The following is a 15,544-nucleotide window of genomic DNA, read 5'->3' on the forward strand; positions in this document are numbered from 1 at the left end:
CGGATGGGCGCGAACCCGCGATTATAGGCTGTCACCGCCGCCGCCCGGGGCAGACCGCGCCCCGGTGCGCCGGTAGAATCGTGCGCATGACCTCCAACCCGCTTCTTTCCGGCCTGAACGAACAGCAGTTCCAGGCCGTCACGCTGCCCTCGCAGTCCGCACTCATCCTGGCCGGTGCCGGCTCCGGCAAGACGCGCGTGCTCACCACCCGGCTGGCCTGGCTCATTTCCACCGGCCAGGTGTCGCCGCACGGCATTCTCGCGGTCACCTTCACCAACAAGGCGGCCAAGGAAATGCTGGCGCGCCTGACCGCCATGCTGCCGATGAATGCGCGCGGCCTCTGGATAGGCACCTTCCACGGCCTGTGCAACCGCATGCTGCGCGCGCACTGGAAGGAAGCCGGGCTGCCGCAGCTGTTCCAGATACTCGATTCGGCCGACCAGCTGTCGGCGATCAAGCGGCTGCTGAAGGCGCTGAACATCGACGACGAGAAATTCCCGGCGCGCGAGCTGATGTATTTCATCAATTCGGCCAAGGAACAGGGCCTGCGCCCGCACGAGGTCGAAGCCTTCGATGATTTCGCGCGCAAGCGGGTGCAGATCTACGAAGCCTACGACATGCAGTGCCAGCGCGAGGGTGTGGTCGATTTCGCCGAGCTGCTGCTGCGCTGCCACGAACTTCTGCAGCGCAACGAGCCGATACGCGCTCACTACCAGCGCCGCTTCCGCCACATCCTGGTCGACGAGTTCCAGGACACCAACGTGCTGCAGTACCGCTGGCTCAAGCTGCTGGCCGGTCTCGGCACCGAGGGCCAGGCGGCGGTGATGGCGGTCGGCGACGACGACCAGAGCATTTACCGCTTCCGCGGCGCAGAGGTCGGCAACATGCGCGACTTCGAGCGCGAGTTCCACGTCGACAACGTGATCCGGCTGGAACAGAACTACCGCTCGCACGGCAACATCCTCGACGCCGCCAATGCGGTCATCCGGCACAACAGCGGGCGGCTGGGCAAGAATCTGTGGACCGAAGCCGGCAGCGGCGAGCCGCTGCGCGTCTATGAGGCCTTCAACGACATCGAGGAAGCGCGCTGGGTGGTCGAGGAAATCAAGGCGCTCATCCACGACGGCACCGCGCGCGACGACATCGCGCTGCTTTACCGCAGCAATGCGCAGTCGCGCGTGCTCGAACACGCGCTGTTCTCGGCCGGCATTCCGTTTCGCGTGTATGGCGGCCTGCGCTTCTTCGAGCGGCAGGAGGTGAAGCACGCGCTGGCCTACATGCGGCTGATCGCGAATCCGCACGACGACACCGCATTCACCCGGGTGGTGAACTTCCCCACCCGCGGCATCGGCGCCCGTTCGCTGGAACAGCTGCAGGACGCGGCGCAGGCGCATTCCACCAGTCTGTACGGCGCGCTGAATTTCCTGACCGGCAAGGCGGCACAGTCGGTCGGCGCCTTCATCAAGCTGGTCGATCAGCTGCGCTTCGCCTGCGAGGGGCTGAAGCTGCCGGAAATGGTCGAGCAGGTGCTCGAACTGTCCGGCCTGCGCGCCCATTACCTGACCGAGAAGGAAGGTCAGGAGCGGATCGCCAACCTCGATGAAATCATCAACGCCGCCGCCAACTTCATTTCCGAAGAGGGCTATGCCCAGGTCGCGGCCGAGGACGAAGCCGCGCCACCTGACCCGCTCGCCGCCTTCCTGTCTCACGCCTCGCTGGAAGCGGGCGAACACCAGGCCGACGCCGGTCAGTCGGCGGTGCAGCTGATGACCGTGCATTCGGCCAAGGGGCTGGAATTTGACGTGGTGTTCATGGGCGGCCTTGAAGAAGGGCTGTTCCCGCACGAGAACTCGGTGCTGGAGCGCGACGGGCTGGAGGAGGAACGCCGGCTCATGTATGTGGCCATCACCCGCGCACGGCACCGGCTCTACCTGTCGTTCGCGCAGTCGCGCATGCTGCACGGCCAGACCCGCTACAACCTGCGCAGCCGCTTCTTCGACGAAATTCCGGCCGAACTGATGAAGTGGCTCACGCCGCCAGCCAGCGCGCGCGGCTATGGCGGCTTCGGCGGCAGCAGCGCCGCGCCGGCGGCGCCGGCGAGCAGCAATCCGCGCAGCTTTGGCAGTGGCCGCAAGAATCCTGCGGTCAATGACAGCGGTTTCCGCATCGGCCAGCAGGTGGCGCACGCCAAGTTCGGCGCCGGCGTCATCGTCAATGCTGAAGGGTCGGGTTCGGATGCGCGGGTCCAGGTCAATTTCGGTGCCCACGGCGTCAAGTGGCTGGCGCTGGCCGTGGCCAAGCTCACACCGGCCTGACGACGATGAATCCGCGCCTCGGTCTGTTCTGTGCCCTGCTGACGCTGTCCGTGGCGGGGGCGGCCGCAGCGTCTGAGCCGTGGCGCACCGCCCATCTGCGTGGCGAGTGCGACAGCGCGTTGAGCGAGGCGCGTGCGGCGGCGGAAAAGGGCGAACCGGAAGCCATGCTGCAGATGTCGGACTGGCATTTCTTTGGCACCTGTCTGACCAAGGATGACGCCGAATCCGCCCGCTGGGCGCTGCTCGCGGCCGAAGCCGGATTGCCGCGGGCGCAGGTGGTGGCCGGCCAGATCTATGCGAGCGGCCTCGGCGTGCAGACCGACCCGGCGGCGGCCCGCCGCTGGTACGAGAAGGCGGCCGGGGCGGGCGACGCCGAAGGCATGCTGCTGCTGGCCAAGCTGATCGGCGCGCAGGCCGACCCGCTGGCGCAGGAACTGGCGCTGGCCTGGGCGCGTCGTGCGGCCGACGCGAACTACCCGCCCGCCTATGTCCATCTGGCCGGACAGTACAGCGGTGGCGGCCGCCAGACCGACTACGCCGAAGCGGCGCGCTGGCTGGACAAGGCCATCGTTGCCGGCTATCGCGACAATTCGGTGTGGGTGGCCTGGTCCTGGGCCTGCCTCAACCTCGGTCGCTACGACGAAGTGCTGCGCGCGGTACAGCAGGTGCCGAAGGACGCGCCCGAATTCAAGGCGGCGCAGATCAACCACGCGCACGCACTGCTGCTCAACGGCCAGGTCGGCAATGCGCGCGAGGTGTATGCGGCGAACATGACGCTGCGCGGTGCCGACGAGTTCCGTCGAATCCTGCGCGAGGATCTGGCCGAACTGCGCCGCTCCGGCCGCGACCACCCGGGCATGGCCCGCATCGAGAAGCTGTTCCTGAACAAGCCGTAGCGGGGCGGCTGCGCGCCGATACGCCATGCATCGTGACCGTTACCGCTGCTTTGCCGAACTGGCCGCCCGGCACGTCGAGGGACGCGACTTCCGTATCACCGTGTTGCGCAGAGGCAGCGGCGTGGCCATCGTCGCGCCGCACGCCGGACGTATCGAGCGCGGCACCTCCGAAGTTGCCTGCGCCATCGCCGGTGACGACTTCGATCTCTATCTGTTCGAAGGCTGCCTGCCGGCGCTGAACTTCGAAACCCTGCATCTGACCAGCCGTCACTTCGACGAAGCGCAGGCACTGTCGCTGATCGGCGACAGCGAGCGGGTGGTGGCGGTGCACGGCGTGGCCGATACCGGCGAGCGTGCGCTGATCGGTGGCCGTGACCGGGTGCTGGCCTGTGCCATTGCGGATCAGCTCCACCTGCGCGGCGTGCGCGCACATACCACCGGTCACCGTTATCCCGGGCTGGATCCGCTCAATCTGTGCAACCGCGGCCGCAGCGGGGCGGGCGTGCAGCTGGAACTGAGCGACCGCCTGCGCGGCGGCCGCAGCGAACCTGACGTCATCGCCGCCGTTCGTGCGGCGCTGATGGACGCGCCATGACGCAGCGCTAGAATGGTGTCCTGCTTCCTGATCGCGGTCCGTTATGCGTACCCCTTATGTGCTCGCCGGCCTTCTGGTCGCCGCCGTTGCGCTTGTGCTCGGCTGGGTCATCCTTGCCGGCACATCCCGTGATGCCGGCGCCGGCACCCTGCGCGTGCTGTACGCCATCGAGCCGCCCTTTGCCTTCGTCGACAGCCACGGCCGGGTGACCGGCGAGGCGCCGGAGGTGCTGCGCATCGTCGCCCGCCGCGCCGGTTTCCGCGAGGTCGAGTTCGTGCATGCCGAATTCGGCCAGCTGCTGCATGACCTGATGAACGGCCGGGCCGAGGTGGTCGCCAGCGGCGTGTTCGTGACGCCGGAGCGTGCGCGTGCAGTCCGCTTCACCCGTCCGACCGCGCGGGTGGGGACCGCATTGATGGTGGCTGCCGGCAATCCGCTCCACCTGCACGGGCTGGACGACGTGGCAGCCCATCCGGAGGCGGTGCTGGCCCTGATCGATGGGGCGGTCGAAATGAGTCAGGCCCGCCGTGCCGGTGTGCCGCCGGTGCGTCTGCAGCGGCATGGCGACGCCACCAGCGCAACCGTGGCAGTGATCGAAGGGCGGGCCGACGCGCTGGCGCTGTCCGACGTGTCCATCGGCTACATACTGACCAGTTCCGGCTTCACCGGCGTCGAGCCGGCCCACCCCTTCCGGCAGCCGCAGCGCGACGGACAGGATGACGCCGGCTGGCCCGCCTTCGCGCTGCGCATCGAGGACGAGACGCTGGCCCGCCGGCTGGACGAGGCGCTGGCCGGCTTCCTGGGCAGTGCGGAGCACCGCGCGCTGGTGGCCCGTTTCGGTTTCGCACCGCGCAATCTGACGGTGGAGGCGCGGCCGTGAACGGGCCGCGCACCATGGCCAGCGGCGCGCCGGTGTTCGGGCTGGCGCTGCTGCTGTGCCTGTGCATGGGGCTGATGACCTATGCCCATGTGCGCTGGGACCAGGGGCTGGCGGCGGCGATCACTGCGCGTGACAACCTGGCGCAGTCGCGCCGCTATGCACTGCTGGCCCAGCTCGACACCGAACGCCTGCTGGCCGGTCAGACCGCCATTCCGCGCACCCGCGTACTGGCCCACCTCGACCGCGCCATCACGGTCGCGCGCGATCTTCGCCAGGGCAGCGGGGCCATTGCGGGGTTTTCCGCCCAGGCGCGCATACCGGGCGATCTGGCGGCGGCAGTGGATGCCTATGTCGCGGCGCTGGCTGACGCACGCGCCATCATGGAGCGCCAGCTCGATGGCTTCGAAGCCGGCGGCAGTGCGCTGCTGCTCGCCCAGCGTGCGATCGATGCCCGCGTGGTAGCGATGGAGGAGGCACTGCTGCGCTATCTCGCCCGCCAGCGCGCGACGCTGAAGCGGCATGACGCGATCACGCTCGGGCTGGTGGCCGTGCTCGGGCTGGTGGTGCTGTTCTTCCTGTACGTGGCGCACCGGCGGCGCGACATCGCGGTCGATGCACTGCTGGACAGCGAGTCCCGGCTGCGCGCCTTCGCCGACAGCCTGCCGGAAATCGCCTTCATGATGGACCGCAACGGCCGCTATCTCGAATCCTTCGGCAGCGCCAGCGCGCTGCTGGCCGCACCGCCGGACACCCTGGTCGGCCGCACGCTGGACGAGGTGTTCCCGGCGGAAACCAGCAGCCGCTTCCTCGCCGTCATCCGTCAGGCACTGGCGCGCCAGCGCACCCAGTCCTACGAATACACGCTGGACATTGAAGGGCGCGCGTTCTGGTTTGACGCCCGGGTGTCGCCAGTGCCCGGCTCCGACCGCGTGGTGTGGGCGAGCTGGGACGTGACCGCCCGACGGCGTGCCGAGGCGCATGCGCGGGCGCTGACCCGGCTGTACAACTTCCTGAGCCAGGTGAACCAGACCATCGTGTGGGCGGCCAGCGAGGACGACCTGTTCGAGCGCATCTGCCGGGTGGCGATCGAGTTCGGCGGCTACCGCATGGCCTGGCTGATGCGGCTGGACGCCCGCGACCAGCTGGCGTTGCAGGCCAGTGCCGGTGGCGCGGTGGCCGACCGTGCGCTGCTGTCCGGCCAGGCCTCGGTCGGTCGTGGCAGCCTGACTGCCCGCGTGCTGCGCGATGGCCGGCTGTTGCGCCTGGCCTCCTTCGATGGCGATGACGCCTGGATCCCGGCCGCACGGGCGGCCGGCTGCTCCGGCTATGTCGGCCTGCCGCTGCAGCTTGACGGCGATACCGTGGCGGTGCTCGGTCTGCTGGCGCGCGAAGTCGATCCGGACGACGAGGACGAGGCGCGGCTGCTCGACGAAGTCATCATGGATCTGTCGTTCGCGCTGCGCCGGCTGCGCGACGAACGTGAGCGCGCCAGCGCCGAACAGTCGGCCCGCCTGCTGGCGGCCGCGCTGCGCAGTACGCGCGACGGCGTGGTGCTCATCGATCTGACGGGCGAGGTGGTGTCGGCCAACGACGCCTTCTGCGAACAGACCGGGCTGGACGAGGCTGCGCTGCTCGGCCGGCCGCTCGCCGCGCAGCCGGTATTCGATGGCGCCGCGGCCCTGTTCGCCGACATCGACCGCACGCTGCGCGATGGCGAAGCCTGGCAGGGCGAGGTGTCGGCCCGCCGGACCGGCGGCGAACCGTGGTCCGGCTGGCTTTCTTGCGCAAGCGTGCGCGACGACGACGGTCAGCCCACCCACCGGGTGCTGGTGCTGACCGACATCACCCAGGCGCGGCGCACCGAAGCCGAACTGCAGCACCTGTCGCAGTATGACCCGCTGACCGACCTGCCCAACCGGGTGCTCATCCACGCCCGTCTGGTGCACGCGATCGAACTGGCGCAGCGACGCGGTACCCGGGTGGCGGTGCTGTTTCTCGATCTGGACAATTTCAAGACCATCAACGACGGCCTGGGTCATGCCGCCGGCGACGAAGTGCTGGCGGCAGTGGCACACCGCCTGCGTGTCCGCCTGCGGCGGCAGGACACGCTGGGCCGACAGGGCAGCGACGAATTCGTACTGGTGCTCGAAGGCGTGGACGCGCCGGCCGAAGCGGCGGTGGTCGCCCAGGGCGTGTTCGACAGCCTGGCTGCGCCGGTGCGGCTGGCGTCCGGGCAGGACATCTATCTGCAGGCCAGCATGGGCATCAGCCTGTACCCGGACAACGGGCAGGACGCCGACGATCTGATCCGCGATGCCGACGCCGCGATGTACCAGGCCAAGCTCAGCGGTCGCAACGCGCTGCGCTTCTATTCCGACGAATACACGCACGCGGCCACCCAGCGCCTGTCGCTGGAAACCGGCCTGCGCCGGGCGCTGGAAAGCGAACTGTTCGAACTGCGCTACCAGCCGCTGATCGACCTCGCCAACGACCGGCTGATCGGCGCCGAGGTGCTGGTGCGGCTGTCGCCGGCGGCCGGGCTGAACAGTACGCCGGCCGAGTTCATTCCCATCATGGAAGCCAACGGCCTCATCGTGCCGCTGGGCGATTTCGTGCGCAGCCAGGCGCTGCGCCAGGGGCGCGCCTGGCTGGAAGCCGGGCTGCCGCCGGTCACGCTGGCGGTCAATCTGTCGGTCGCGGAAATCCGCCGCGGCGGGCTGGAGCAGCGCATTGCGCAGCAGCTGGCCGACAGCGGCTATCCGGTGTCCTTGCTGGAGCTGGAAGTCACTGAATCCGGCGCGATGGAACAGGGCGAGCGTGCCCAGCAGTTCCTGGAAGCGATCGGTGCATTGGGCCTGCGGCTGGCGATCGATGATTTCGGCACCGGCTATTCCTCGCTCGCCTACCTGAAGCGCTTGCCGGCACACAAGCTCAAGATAGACCGCAGCTTCGTGTGCGACCTGCCGGACGACGCCAGCGCGGTCGAACTGGTGGACACCATCATCACGCTGGGCCATCAGCTGGGTCTGTCGGTGCTGGCCGAGGGGGTGGAAACCGTGGCTCAGCGCGATCTGCTGCGTGCGCGCGGCTGCGATGCCTGCCAGGGCTATCTGTACGCCCCGGCGCTCACTGCCGAAGAGTTCGAGCGCCGCTTCCTGCGGCCGTCCGCCACCGCCTGAGCGGTGTCAGCTGCCGTTGCGGAAGGGCGCGGTGAGATCGCCCGCGCAGTTCAGGTACTGCGCGGTCACGTCGCGCGACGCCGGGCCGCTGAACGCGATCTCGACGTCGCCGCCGACTTCGCCCAGCACCAGCCGGCCGCCGAAGAACATGAAGTTGCGCATCAGCGTGGCCCAGTCCACCCGCCGGTCCGAATCGAAGCCGGGCAGCACCAGCAGACCGTCGCGCGACACCAGCAGCACTGCCGGCCTGAACTGTTCCACTTCCAGCCGCGCCAGCAGCGGCAGCGCCGGATTGCCCTCCGGCGGCTGTACTTCGATGCGTGCGCTCACCTCGTCGCCGTCACGCTGGCGCACGACGCGGATGTCCCAGCCGCCCACCGTCACCGCGCTGCCACAGCCGCGTGGCCAGCCGGCGTCCAGTTCGATCAGCGCACGGTAGCGTCCGGCGTCGGCCGAGGCCGGTGAGCTGGCCATCAGTGCGAGCGCGAACAGGCAGGGCAGTCGTCGGTTCATGGCGGCTCAGACCGTGCGCCCCCGGGGAGAGTTCGGCGCCCGGCTCGCTGCCCCGTCGCCGTGGGGCGATGTTCAGGCGCGGTTCAGCAGCGCGTGCAGCGCGACGAATTCCTGCGCCAGCTTGTGGCCGGGCGCGAAGTGGATCAGCGGCAGCGCCGCTTCGTGCGATTCCTTCACCTTGACCGACGGCGACAGCGTGGCGTCGAGCACCGGCAGGCCTTCGTCGCGCAGTTCCTGCACCACGCGGGCGGGCAGGCTGGAGCGCGCCTGGTACTGGTTCACCACGATGCCTTCGAGCTTCAGCGCCGCGTTGTGGTCGGCGCGGATTTCCTCGATGTTGTCGATCAGCTGGTACAGCGCCTTGCGCGAAAACTCGTCGCAGTCGAACGGGATGAGCACCGATTCGGCCGCGATCAGTGCGCAGCGCGAGTAGAAGTTCAGCGCCGGCGGGGTGTCGATGTAGATGCGGTCGAAGCTGTCCAGCGCTTCCAGCGCCTCGCGCAGCTTGTAGATCTTGTAGCGCGACTCCAGCTTGCCTTCCAGCTCGGCCAGCTGCGGGCTGGCGGTCATGACCGACAGCCGCGGATGGGCGGTGGCCGTGACGAATTCCGAGGTGTCCTTCGGCGACAGCTTCAGATTGAGCAGCTGGTCGAAGAAGTCGGCCGCCCCCAGTTCGACGCCGTCTGCCGCATCGCCCAGCAGGTAGTGGCTGGAGTTGCCCTGGGTATCGAGGTCGATCACCAGTGTGCGCAGGCCTTCGGCCGCGCTGATCGCCGCCAGGTTGCAGGTGATGGTGGACTTGCCGACGCCACCTTTCTGGTTGAATACGACGCGACGCATGACGAGCTCCTCGACCGAAAGACGCATTCTGCCAAATCCTTGGGTGCAGTGCACAATAAGCGCGCCCGGCGGACAGGTGGATGACGCCCGAGCCCGGGCAACGGCGTGCGCCCCGCGCTGCGCAGGCGGTGGCCCGGCCGTGCTGAATGCGGCCGCGCCGCGCCATGACCGGTAGAATCCAGCGCCGATCCCCTTGAAGGCTGACCTGGAAGGCAACCATGAGCGAATACGCTGTCCGCTTCCACCGCACCGGTGGTCCCGAAGTGCTGCAGTACGAGGCGGTCGATCTGCCGCCGCCGGCGGCCGGCGAGGTGCGGGTGCGCAACCACGCGGTCGGCGTCAATTTCATCGATATCTATCACCGCAGTGGCCTGTATCCGCTGCCGCTGCCGAGCGGACTGGGGCAGGAGGCGGCCGGTGTGGTCGAGGCGCTCGGTCCGGACGTGACCGGCATTGCGGTGGGTGACCGCGTGGCCTGCGCCAGCGGCCCGCTCGGCGCCTACGCCACTGCGCGCAACATGCCGGCGGACAAGCTGGTGGCGCTGCCGGACGGCATCGATTTCGAAACCGCGGCCGCGCTGATGCTGAAGGGCCTGACCGCGCACTACCTGCTGCGCCGCACCTGCCGGGTCGAGGCGGGCGACGCGGTGCTCATCCACGCCGCTGCCGGCGGTGTCGGCCTGATCGCCTGTCAGTGGGCGCGCGCGCTCGGTGCCACCGTGATCGGCACCGTGAGCACGCCCGACAAGGCGGAACTGGCGCGTGCCAATGGCTGCGAACACGTGCTCACCGGCGTGGCAGCGGCCGATCTGCCGGCACAGGTGCGTGCGCTGACCGGCGGGCGTGGCGTGCGGGTGGTGTATGACGGCGTCGGCCGCGACACCTTCATGGCGTCCATCGACAGCCTGGCGCCGATGGGCATGATGGTGAGCTATGGCAATGCGTCCGGTCCGGCACCGGCGATCGAACCGGGGCTGCTGGCGCAGAAGGGTTCGCTCTTCCTGACCCGTCCCACGCTGTTCCACTACATCGCCGCACGTGCCGATCTGGTGGCGGCGGCCGACGAACTGTTCGCCCGCGTGCTCGACGGCACGATACGGATCAACGTTCGGCAGCGTCATGCGTTGCAGCAGAGTGCCCGTGCACATGAAGAGCTGGCGGCCCGCCGCACCACCGGTTCGACCATTCTGCTGCCGCAGTGATTGCCGCCGTGACGAGGGGCCGGCTTCGCTGTCGGCCTTCTCCTTTCGGAGCCCTTTCGGAGCCATTCTGATGAAGTTTCTGTTGTCGCTGCTCGCCTGCTGCTGCATGCTGTCTCCCGCCCTCGCGCAGACACCGGCGCAGGCGGGTTTCCTGAAGGCGGAAACCCGTCGCATCGACGAGCAGTTTGTCCGTCGCGTGGTCGAGATCACCCAGTTGCCTGCGTCGCAGGTGCGCGAGGCGATGCCGGCTGCCGGCCGCATTACCGAGCCGTCGGCACGGGTGGCTGCGGCGATCGAGAAGCAGCTGGGCGAAGCGCTGACCGACGAGCAGAAGCAGGCGATCGCGCAGGCCGACGAAGAACGTCGCGCTGCGCTGGCCGCCGCGCGCGTCGCTGCGAAGAACAGATAAGCACACGAAAAACACGCCGTTCGGCAGGTCGGGAGAAACGCGTATGGGTTCCAAGGTGTGTGCCATCGTCGGCATGGGTTCCGAGGTCGGCGCCGCCGTCGCGCGCCGCTTTGCGGCCGAAGGCTATTGCGTGGCGATGATTTCGCGCGATGCCGGCAGGCTCGAACGCTATGAGCACGAACTGGCCGCACGCGGCGTGACCGCGCAAGGCTTCGTGGTCGATGCCGGCAGCGACGAATCGCTGGTGTCGGCGATCGAGGCGATGCGTCAGGCCATGCCGCCGCCCGAAGTGCTGGTGTTCAATGCTTCGGTGCCGCGCGAAAGCGCGCCCTCGCTGCTCGACCCGGAAGCGCTGGCGTCCGATCTGCGGGTCGGCGTGCTCGGCGCACTGAGTGCGGCCCGTGCCGTGCTGCCGGCGATGCGCGCCGATGGCCACGGCAGCATTCTCTACACCGGCGGCGGTCTCGCCGTCGAGCCGGTTGCGGCGGCGGCCTCGCTGTCGGTGCAGAAGGCGGCGCTGCGCAATCTGGTGTTCAGCCTGCACCAGGAGCTGTCGCCGGCCGGCGTGCATGCGGCCATCGTCACCATTGCCGGCGTGCTGCGAGAAGGCAGCCTGCTTGATGCCGCCCGTGTGGCCGACGCTTTCTGGACGCTGCATTCGCAGCCGCCGGGTCAGTTCGCCCGCGAAATAGTATTGTCCTGAGCCTATCCTGCCGGACGCGCCGCCCCGGGGGCGCGCGTTCGAGCCTGCAACCCCGAGCCTTCAACCCCGAGCCTTCTTCGCAACCCAAGCCATTCCATGACCGAACGCGCGCTGCACAGCGTACTGATCGCCAATCCCAAGGGCGGTGCCGGCAAGAGCACCCTCGCCACCAATGTCGCCGGCCACTGGGCCACCCAGGGCGCGCGCGTCATGCTGGGGGACATCGACCGCCAGCAGTCGGCCCGCCACTGGCTGGCGATGCGTTCGCCGCTGCTGTCGCCGATTTCCACCTGGGACATCGAACCTGAACAGCCGGCGCGTCCGCCGCGCGGCACCACCCACGTCGTGCTCGACACGCCGGCCGGCCTGCGCGGCAAGCGGCTGGAAGCCATGCTGAAGATGGTGGACCGGGTGCTCATTCCGGTGCAGCCCTCGATCTTCGACATCCTCGCCACCGGCGATTTCCTGACCGAACTGGCTGAACACAAGCGGGTGGCCGCGAAGAAGGTGAAGATAGGCATCGTCGGCATGCGGGTGGATACGCGCACCCGTGCGGCACAGGAACTGGAGCGCTTCTGCGCCGGGCTGGACCTGCCGGTGCTCACCTATCTGCGCAATTCGCAGCTCTATGTGCAGGCAGCGGCGCACGGCATGACGATATTCGACTTGTCGCGGGCGCGCACCCTGCCGGACCGCGAACAGTGGCAACCCCTCATCGACTGGCTGGATTCCCCATGACTACACGCAACGGCAAGACCCTGGCGGTCGTCCGCGACAGCTCCGAACTCGACGGCGCCAAGGCGCGCATCCTGGTATTCGCCGGCAGCACCCGCGAGGCCTCGTTCAACCGCCGGCTGGCCATGGCCGCCGCGCGTTCGATCGGGGAAGCGGGCGGCGAAGCCACGCTGATGGAACTGCGTGACCACCCGCTGCCGCTGTACGAAGGCGATCTGGAAGCGTCGGCCGGCCTGCCGCTGGGCGTGCGTCCGCTGAAGGAGCTGTTCAAGGCGCACGACGGCCTGTTCATCGCCTCGCCCGAGTACAACGGCTCGGTCAGTGCGGTGCTCAAGAACGCGCTGGACTGGGTGTCGCGCCCGGCCGGCGATGAAGCCGGCACCGTGCCCTACGCCAACAAGGTGGTCGCACTGGGCGCTGCCTCGCCCGGCGCGCTTGGCGGCCTGCGCGGGCTGGTGCATCTGCGTGCGGTGCTGCAGTCGGTGGGTGCGCTGGTGCTGTCCGAACAGATCGCGGTCGGCGGCGCCGGCAGCGCCTTCACCCCGGACAACCGCCTCGCCGACGAGCGGCTGCAGCAGATGCTGGACCGCACCGTGGCCCGGCTGGTCGACGTCGCGTCACGCTTGCGCGGTTGAGTACGCAGCACCCGTTTTCCATATAAAAAGAGAGACTGAAGAGACATGAAGTACCTGCGCCTGCGCCACAACGGCGCCGAACGCCTGGGTCGCCTGAACGGCGGCACGGTCGAACTGCTGGACGGCGACCTGTTCGCCGCCCCGACGCCGACTGGCGAAACCGTACCGGTCGAGGGCATCGAGTGGCTGATGCCCTGCGTGCCGCCCAAGATGGTCATCATCGTGCACAACATCCGCGCTGCGGTGGAGAAGGCCGGTCACCCGATTCCGGAAGACCCGCTCTACCTCGTGCGCTCGCCGCAGGCGCTGAACTGGCACCAACAACCGATTCCGAAGCCCGCCGGTTTCGACGGCCGCGTGTTCTACGAAGGCGAACTGGGCGTGGTGGTGGGCAAGGTCGCCCGCAATCTGGACGAAGCGCAGGCGGCCGACGCCATCTTCGGCTACACCTGCATCAACGACGTGAGCGCGCTCGAACTGGTGGACAGGAACCCGTCCTTCGGCCAATGGACCCGCGCCAAGAGCTTCGACGGCTTCGGCTGCTTCGGTCCGGTCATCTCGACCGACCCGCTGCCGGCCGATGCCGAAATCGTCACCACGGTCGGCGGCCGCGAGCGCCAGCGCTACCCGGTGACCGACATGATCTTCAATCCGGCGCAACTGGTGTCGCGCATTTCGCGCGACATGACGCTGATGCCGGGCGACGTGATCTGCTGCGGTACGTCGGTGGGTGTGCTGCCGATGAAACCGGGCACCACGGTCGAGGTGACCGTGAGCGGTGTCGGCACGCTGAGCAACGTCTACGCGCCGACCGAGTGACCGATACGCCGGAACGGCCTGTTCGTTCCGGCCCTGGTACGACCTGAATCAAGGCGGCCGGACGCACCCCCCGCCATTCTGAAAAGATGGACGCGCACGCCGGCCTGCCTCACCTGCAGCCCATCCTCCTCTTCCTCGCCATCGCCGGCCTGGTGATGCCGCTGCTCGCCCGCGCGCGGGTGAGCCAGGTGGTGGCCTTCCTGGTCGCCGGCGCGCTGGTCGGGCCGCATGCGCTGGGCCGGCTGGCGGCCGAACACCGCTGGCTGGGCTGGTTCACCATCGCCGACGGCGAAGGCGTGCGGGTGCTGGCCGAACTGGGCGTCATGTTCATGCTGTTCGTGATCGGCCTCGAACTGCCGGCGCGCCAGCTGTGGTCGCTGCGGCGCTGGGTGCTCGGCATCGGCAGCGCGCAGTGGCTGGTCTGCGGCGCGCTGATCGGTGGCGTCGCGCTGGCCTTCGGCCACGGCGAGGAAGCGGCGGTCGTGCTCGGCCTGGGGCTGGCCATGTCGTCCACCGCAGTGGTCATGCAGTTGCTGGCCGAGCGCGGTGAAACCCGGTCCACCGTCGGTCGCATGAGTTTCGCGGTGCTGCTGCTGCAGGACATCGCGGTGGTGCCCATGCTCATCCTGCTCGGCCTGATGGCCGGCAATGAGGGCGGTGGTCACTTCCTGACCCTGATGCTGACCGCGCTGCTGAAGGCCACCGCGGCGGTGGCGCTCATCCTGCTGACCGGTCGGCTGGTGCTCACCCCGCTGTTCCGCCGGGTATCGGTCACCACCCAGGCCGACAGTTTCATGGCGCTTACGCTGCTGGCCACGCTGGGCGTGGCGGCGCTGACCGGTGCGGCCGGCCTGTCGATGTCGCTCGGTGCCTTTCTCGCCGGCCTGATGCTGGCGGAAACCGAATACCGCCACGCCGCGCTGCTGGCGATCGAGCCCTTCAAGGGCCTGCTGATGGGCCTGTTCTTCGTGTCGGTCGGCATGAGCCTGAACCTGCCTGAGGCGGCCGGCAACGCTGGCTGGCTGGTGGCATCGGTATTCGGTCTGTACGCGATCAAGAGCGCCACCATGTATCTGCTGTTCCGCCGCGCCGGGCTGGCACGCGGTGAGGCGACCGAGGCCGCGCTGCTGCTCGGCCAGGCCGGCGAATTCAGTTTCATCGTGCTCGGGCTGGCCACTGCTACCGGTGTGCTGGCCAGTCCGGTCGGCAACTTCATGCTGCTGGTGGTCACGCTCAGCATGTTCCTGACGCCGCTGGCGGCACGCCTCGGCCACGCGCTGCACCGCCGGCTGGACGCGCGTGGCGATCAGGCGATTCCGCCGCCGCCCGGGCCGGACGCCGACGACGGCGTGGTCATCATCGCCGGCTTCGGCCGCGTCGGACAGATGGTGGCGCGGTTGCTGGACCGTGCCGGCGTGCGCTGGGTGGCGATAGAGCGCCATGTTGCCGCCGCCACCCGTCACCACGAACAGGGGCTGCCGGTCATCGTCGGCGATGCCGGCCGGCCGGCGTTGCTGCATCACCTGGGGGCGGGGCGCGCACGTGCCATCGTGGTCACGATGGACGACAGTGCGGCGGCGCGCCATGTGGTGCTCAGCCTGCGCGCCGAATTCCCGTCGCTGCCGCTGATCGCGCGGGCGCGCGACGCCGAGCACGGCCGTCAGCTGGTCGAGGCGGGCGCGAGCGAAGTGATTCCCGAGGCGCTGGAGGCGGCGCTGCAGATGGGGGTGCATGTGCTCACCCGGGTCGGCGTGGATGCCGAAACCGGTGAGCGGCTGATCGAGGCGGAGCGCGCCGCCGGCATCTGATGCCGGACGGCGCCA

The 15,544-nt window shown here is 68.8% G+C and carries 14 protein-coding genes; 12 read left to right on the plus strand and 2 right to left on the minus strand.

From position 1 onward, the window contains the following. The first annotated feature begins 86 nt into the window (after positions 1-86). The 5 genes from uvrD to METUNV2_RS0102760 are packed head-to-tail and all read left to right on the plus strand — an operon-like array spanning position 87 to position 7,865. A complete protein-coding gene (gene uvrD / locus METUNV2_RS0102740; protein WP_018227987.1) occupies positions 87-2,315 on the plus strand; it encodes a DNA helicase II in 2,229 nt (742 codons plus the stop codon). 5 nt (positions 2,316-2,320) lie between these two features. Beyond that, complete coding sequence (locus METUNV2_RS0102745) at positions 2,321-3,211, plus strand: tetratricopeptide repeat protein (protein WP_018227988.1); 891 nt, start codon at positions 2,321-2,323, stop codon at positions 3,209-3,211. A 25-nt stretch (positions 3,212-3,236) separates the two neighbouring features. Then, on the plus strand, positions 3,237-3,806 hold the full coding sequence (locus METUNV2_RS0102750) for a poly-gamma-glutamate hydrolase family protein (protein ID WP_018227989.1): 570 nt from the start codon (positions 3,237-3,239) through the stop codon (positions 3,804-3,806). A 43-nt stretch (positions 3,807-3,849) separates the two neighbouring features. Beyond that, complete coding sequence (locus METUNV2_RS0102755; protein ID WP_018227990.1) at positions 3,850-4,686, plus strand: transporter substrate-binding domain-containing protein; 837 nt, start codon at positions 3,850-3,852, stop codon at positions 4,684-4,686. Next, positions 4,683-7,865, plus strand: a complete 3,183-nt coding sequence (locus METUNV2_RS0102760) for a sensor domain-containing protein (protein ID WP_018227991.1) — start codon at positions 4,683-4,685, stop codon at positions 7,863-7,865. The genes METUNV2_RS0102755 and METUNV2_RS0102760 overlap by 4 nt, the downstream gene beginning before the upstream one ends. A 6-nt stretch (positions 7,866-7,871) precedes the next feature. Here METUNV2_RS0102760 and METUNV2_RS0102765 read toward each other — a convergent pair whose 3' ends face one another. After that, the gene (locus METUNV2_RS0102765) at positions 7,872-8,378 is read right to left on the minus strand and encodes a hypothetical protein (RefSeq protein ID WP_018227992.1); all 507 of its coding nucleotides are present in this window, start codon (positions 8,376-8,378) and stop codon (positions 7,872-7,874) included. 72 nt (positions 8,379-8,450) lie between these two features. Continuing rightward, on the minus strand, positions 8,451-9,218 hold the full coding sequence (locus METUNV2_RS0102770) for a ParA family protein (protein ID WP_026187824.1): 768 nt from the start codon (positions 9,216-9,218) through the stop codon (positions 8,451-8,453). A 218-nt stretch (positions 9,219-9,436) separates the two neighbouring features. Between METUNV2_RS0102770 and METUNV2_RS0102775 the strand changes: the two genes are divergently transcribed. The 7 genes from METUNV2_RS0102775 to METUNV2_RS0102805 all read left to right on the plus strand — a co-directional run bounded on the left by METUNV2_RS0102775 (position 9,437) and on the right by METUNV2_RS0102805 (position 15,529). After that, positions 9,437-10,420, plus strand: a complete 984-nt coding sequence (locus tag METUNV2_RS0102775; protein ID WP_018227994.1) for a quinone oxidoreductase family protein — start codon at positions 9,437-9,439, stop codon at positions 10,418-10,420. Between the two features lie 70 nt (positions 10,421-10,490). After that, positions 10,491-10,829 carry a hypothetical protein gene (locus METUNV2_RS0102780; protein ID WP_018227995.1) on the plus strand — a complete coding sequence of 113 codons (339 nt, stop codon included), beginning with the start codon at positions 10,491-10,493 and terminating at the stop codon, positions 10,827-10,829. A gap of 43 nt (positions 10,830-10,872) precedes the next feature. Beyond that, entirely contained in the window at positions 10,873-11,532 is a 660-nt protein-coding gene (locus METUNV2_RS0102785) for an SDR family NAD(P)-dependent oxidoreductase (protein ID WP_018227996.1), read from the plus strand. 96 nt (positions 11,533-11,628) lie between these two features. Further along, the gene (locus METUNV2_RS0102790) at positions 11,629-12,270 is read left to right on the plus strand and encodes a ParA family protein (RefSeq protein WP_018227997.1); all 642 of its coding nucleotides are present in this window, start codon (positions 11,629-11,631) and stop codon (positions 12,268-12,270) included. Then, on the plus strand, positions 12,267-12,902 hold the full coding sequence (locus METUNV2_RS0102795; RefSeq protein ID WP_018227998.1) for an NADPH-dependent FMN reductase: 636 nt from the start codon (positions 12,267-12,269) through the stop codon (positions 12,900-12,902). The genes METUNV2_RS0102790 and METUNV2_RS0102795 overlap by 4 nt, the downstream gene beginning before the upstream one ends. A 45-nt stretch (positions 12,903-12,947) precedes the next feature. Further along, complete coding sequence (locus METUNV2_RS0102800) at positions 12,948-13,721, plus strand: fumarylacetoacetate hydrolase family protein (protein WP_018227999.1); 774 nt, start codon at positions 12,948-12,950, stop codon at positions 13,719-13,721. Between the two features lie 86 nt (positions 13,722-13,807). Next, a complete protein-coding gene (locus METUNV2_RS0102805; protein ID WP_018228000.1) occupies positions 13,808-15,529 on the plus strand; it encodes a cation:proton antiporter domain-containing protein in 1,722 nt (573 codons plus the stop codon). Positions 15,530-15,544 lie beyond the last annotated feature (15 nt).

This window comes from Methyloversatilis universalis EHg5 (assembly GCF_000378945.1).
Classification (GTDB): Bacteria; Pseudomonadota; Gammaproteobacteria; order Burkholderiales; family Rhodocyclaceae; genus Methyloversatilis; species Methyloversatilis universalis_A.

Bases quoted from the DNA above. Each gene is read 5' to 3' on its own strand.
- METUNV2_RS0102775 (WP_018227994.1), top strand. From the start codon at position 9,437: ATGAGCGAATACGCTGTCCGCTTCCACCGCACCGGTGGTCCCGAAGTG.
- METUNV2_RS0102780 (WP_018227995.1), top strand. From the start codon at position 10,491: ATGAAGTTTCTGTTGTCGCTGCTCGCCTGCTGCTGCATGCTGTCTCCC.
- uvrD (WP_018227987.1), top strand. From the start codon at position 87: ATGACCTCCAACCCGCTTCTTTCCGGCCTGAACGAACAGCAGTTCCAG.
- METUNV2_RS0102750 (WP_018227989.1), top strand. From the start codon at position 3,237: ATGCATCGTGACCGTTACCGCTGCTTTGCCGAACTGGCCGCCCGGCAC.
- METUNV2_RS0102770 (WP_026187824.1), bottom strand. From the start codon at position 9,218: ATGCGTCGCGTCGTATTCAACCAGAAAGGTGGCGTCGGCAAGTCCACC.
- METUNV2_RS0102785 (WP_018227996.1), top strand. From the start codon at position 10,873: ATGGGTTCCAAGGTGTGTGCCATCGTCGGCATGGGTTCCGAGGTCGGC.
- METUNV2_RS0102795 (WP_018227998.1), top strand. From the start codon at position 12,267: ATGACTACACGCAACGGCAAGACCCTGGCGGTCGTCCGCGACAGCTCC.
- METUNV2_RS0102800 (WP_018227999.1), top strand. From the start codon at position 12,948: ATGAAGTACCTGCGCCTGCGCCACAACGGCGCCGAACGCCTGGGTCGC.
- METUNV2_RS0102765 (WP_018227992.1), bottom strand. From the start codon at position 8,378: ATGAACCGACGACTGCCCTGCCTGTTCGCGCTCGCACTGATGGCCAGC.
- METUNV2_RS0102755 (WP_018227990.1), top strand. From the start codon at position 3,850: ATGCGTACCCCTTATGTGCTCGCCGGCCTTCTGGTCGCCGCCGTTGCG.
- METUNV2_RS0102805 (WP_018228000.1), top strand. From the start codon at position 13,808: ATGGACGCGCACGCCGGCCTGCCTCACCTGCAGCCCATCCTCCTCTTC.
- METUNV2_RS0102745 (WP_018227988.1), top strand. From the start codon at position 2,321: ATGAATCCGCGCCTCGGTCTGTTCTGTGCCCTGCTGACGCTGTCCGTG.
- METUNV2_RS0102790 (WP_018227997.1), top strand. From the start codon at position 11,629: ATGACCGAACGCGCGCTGCACAGCGTACTGATCGCCAATCCCAAGGGC.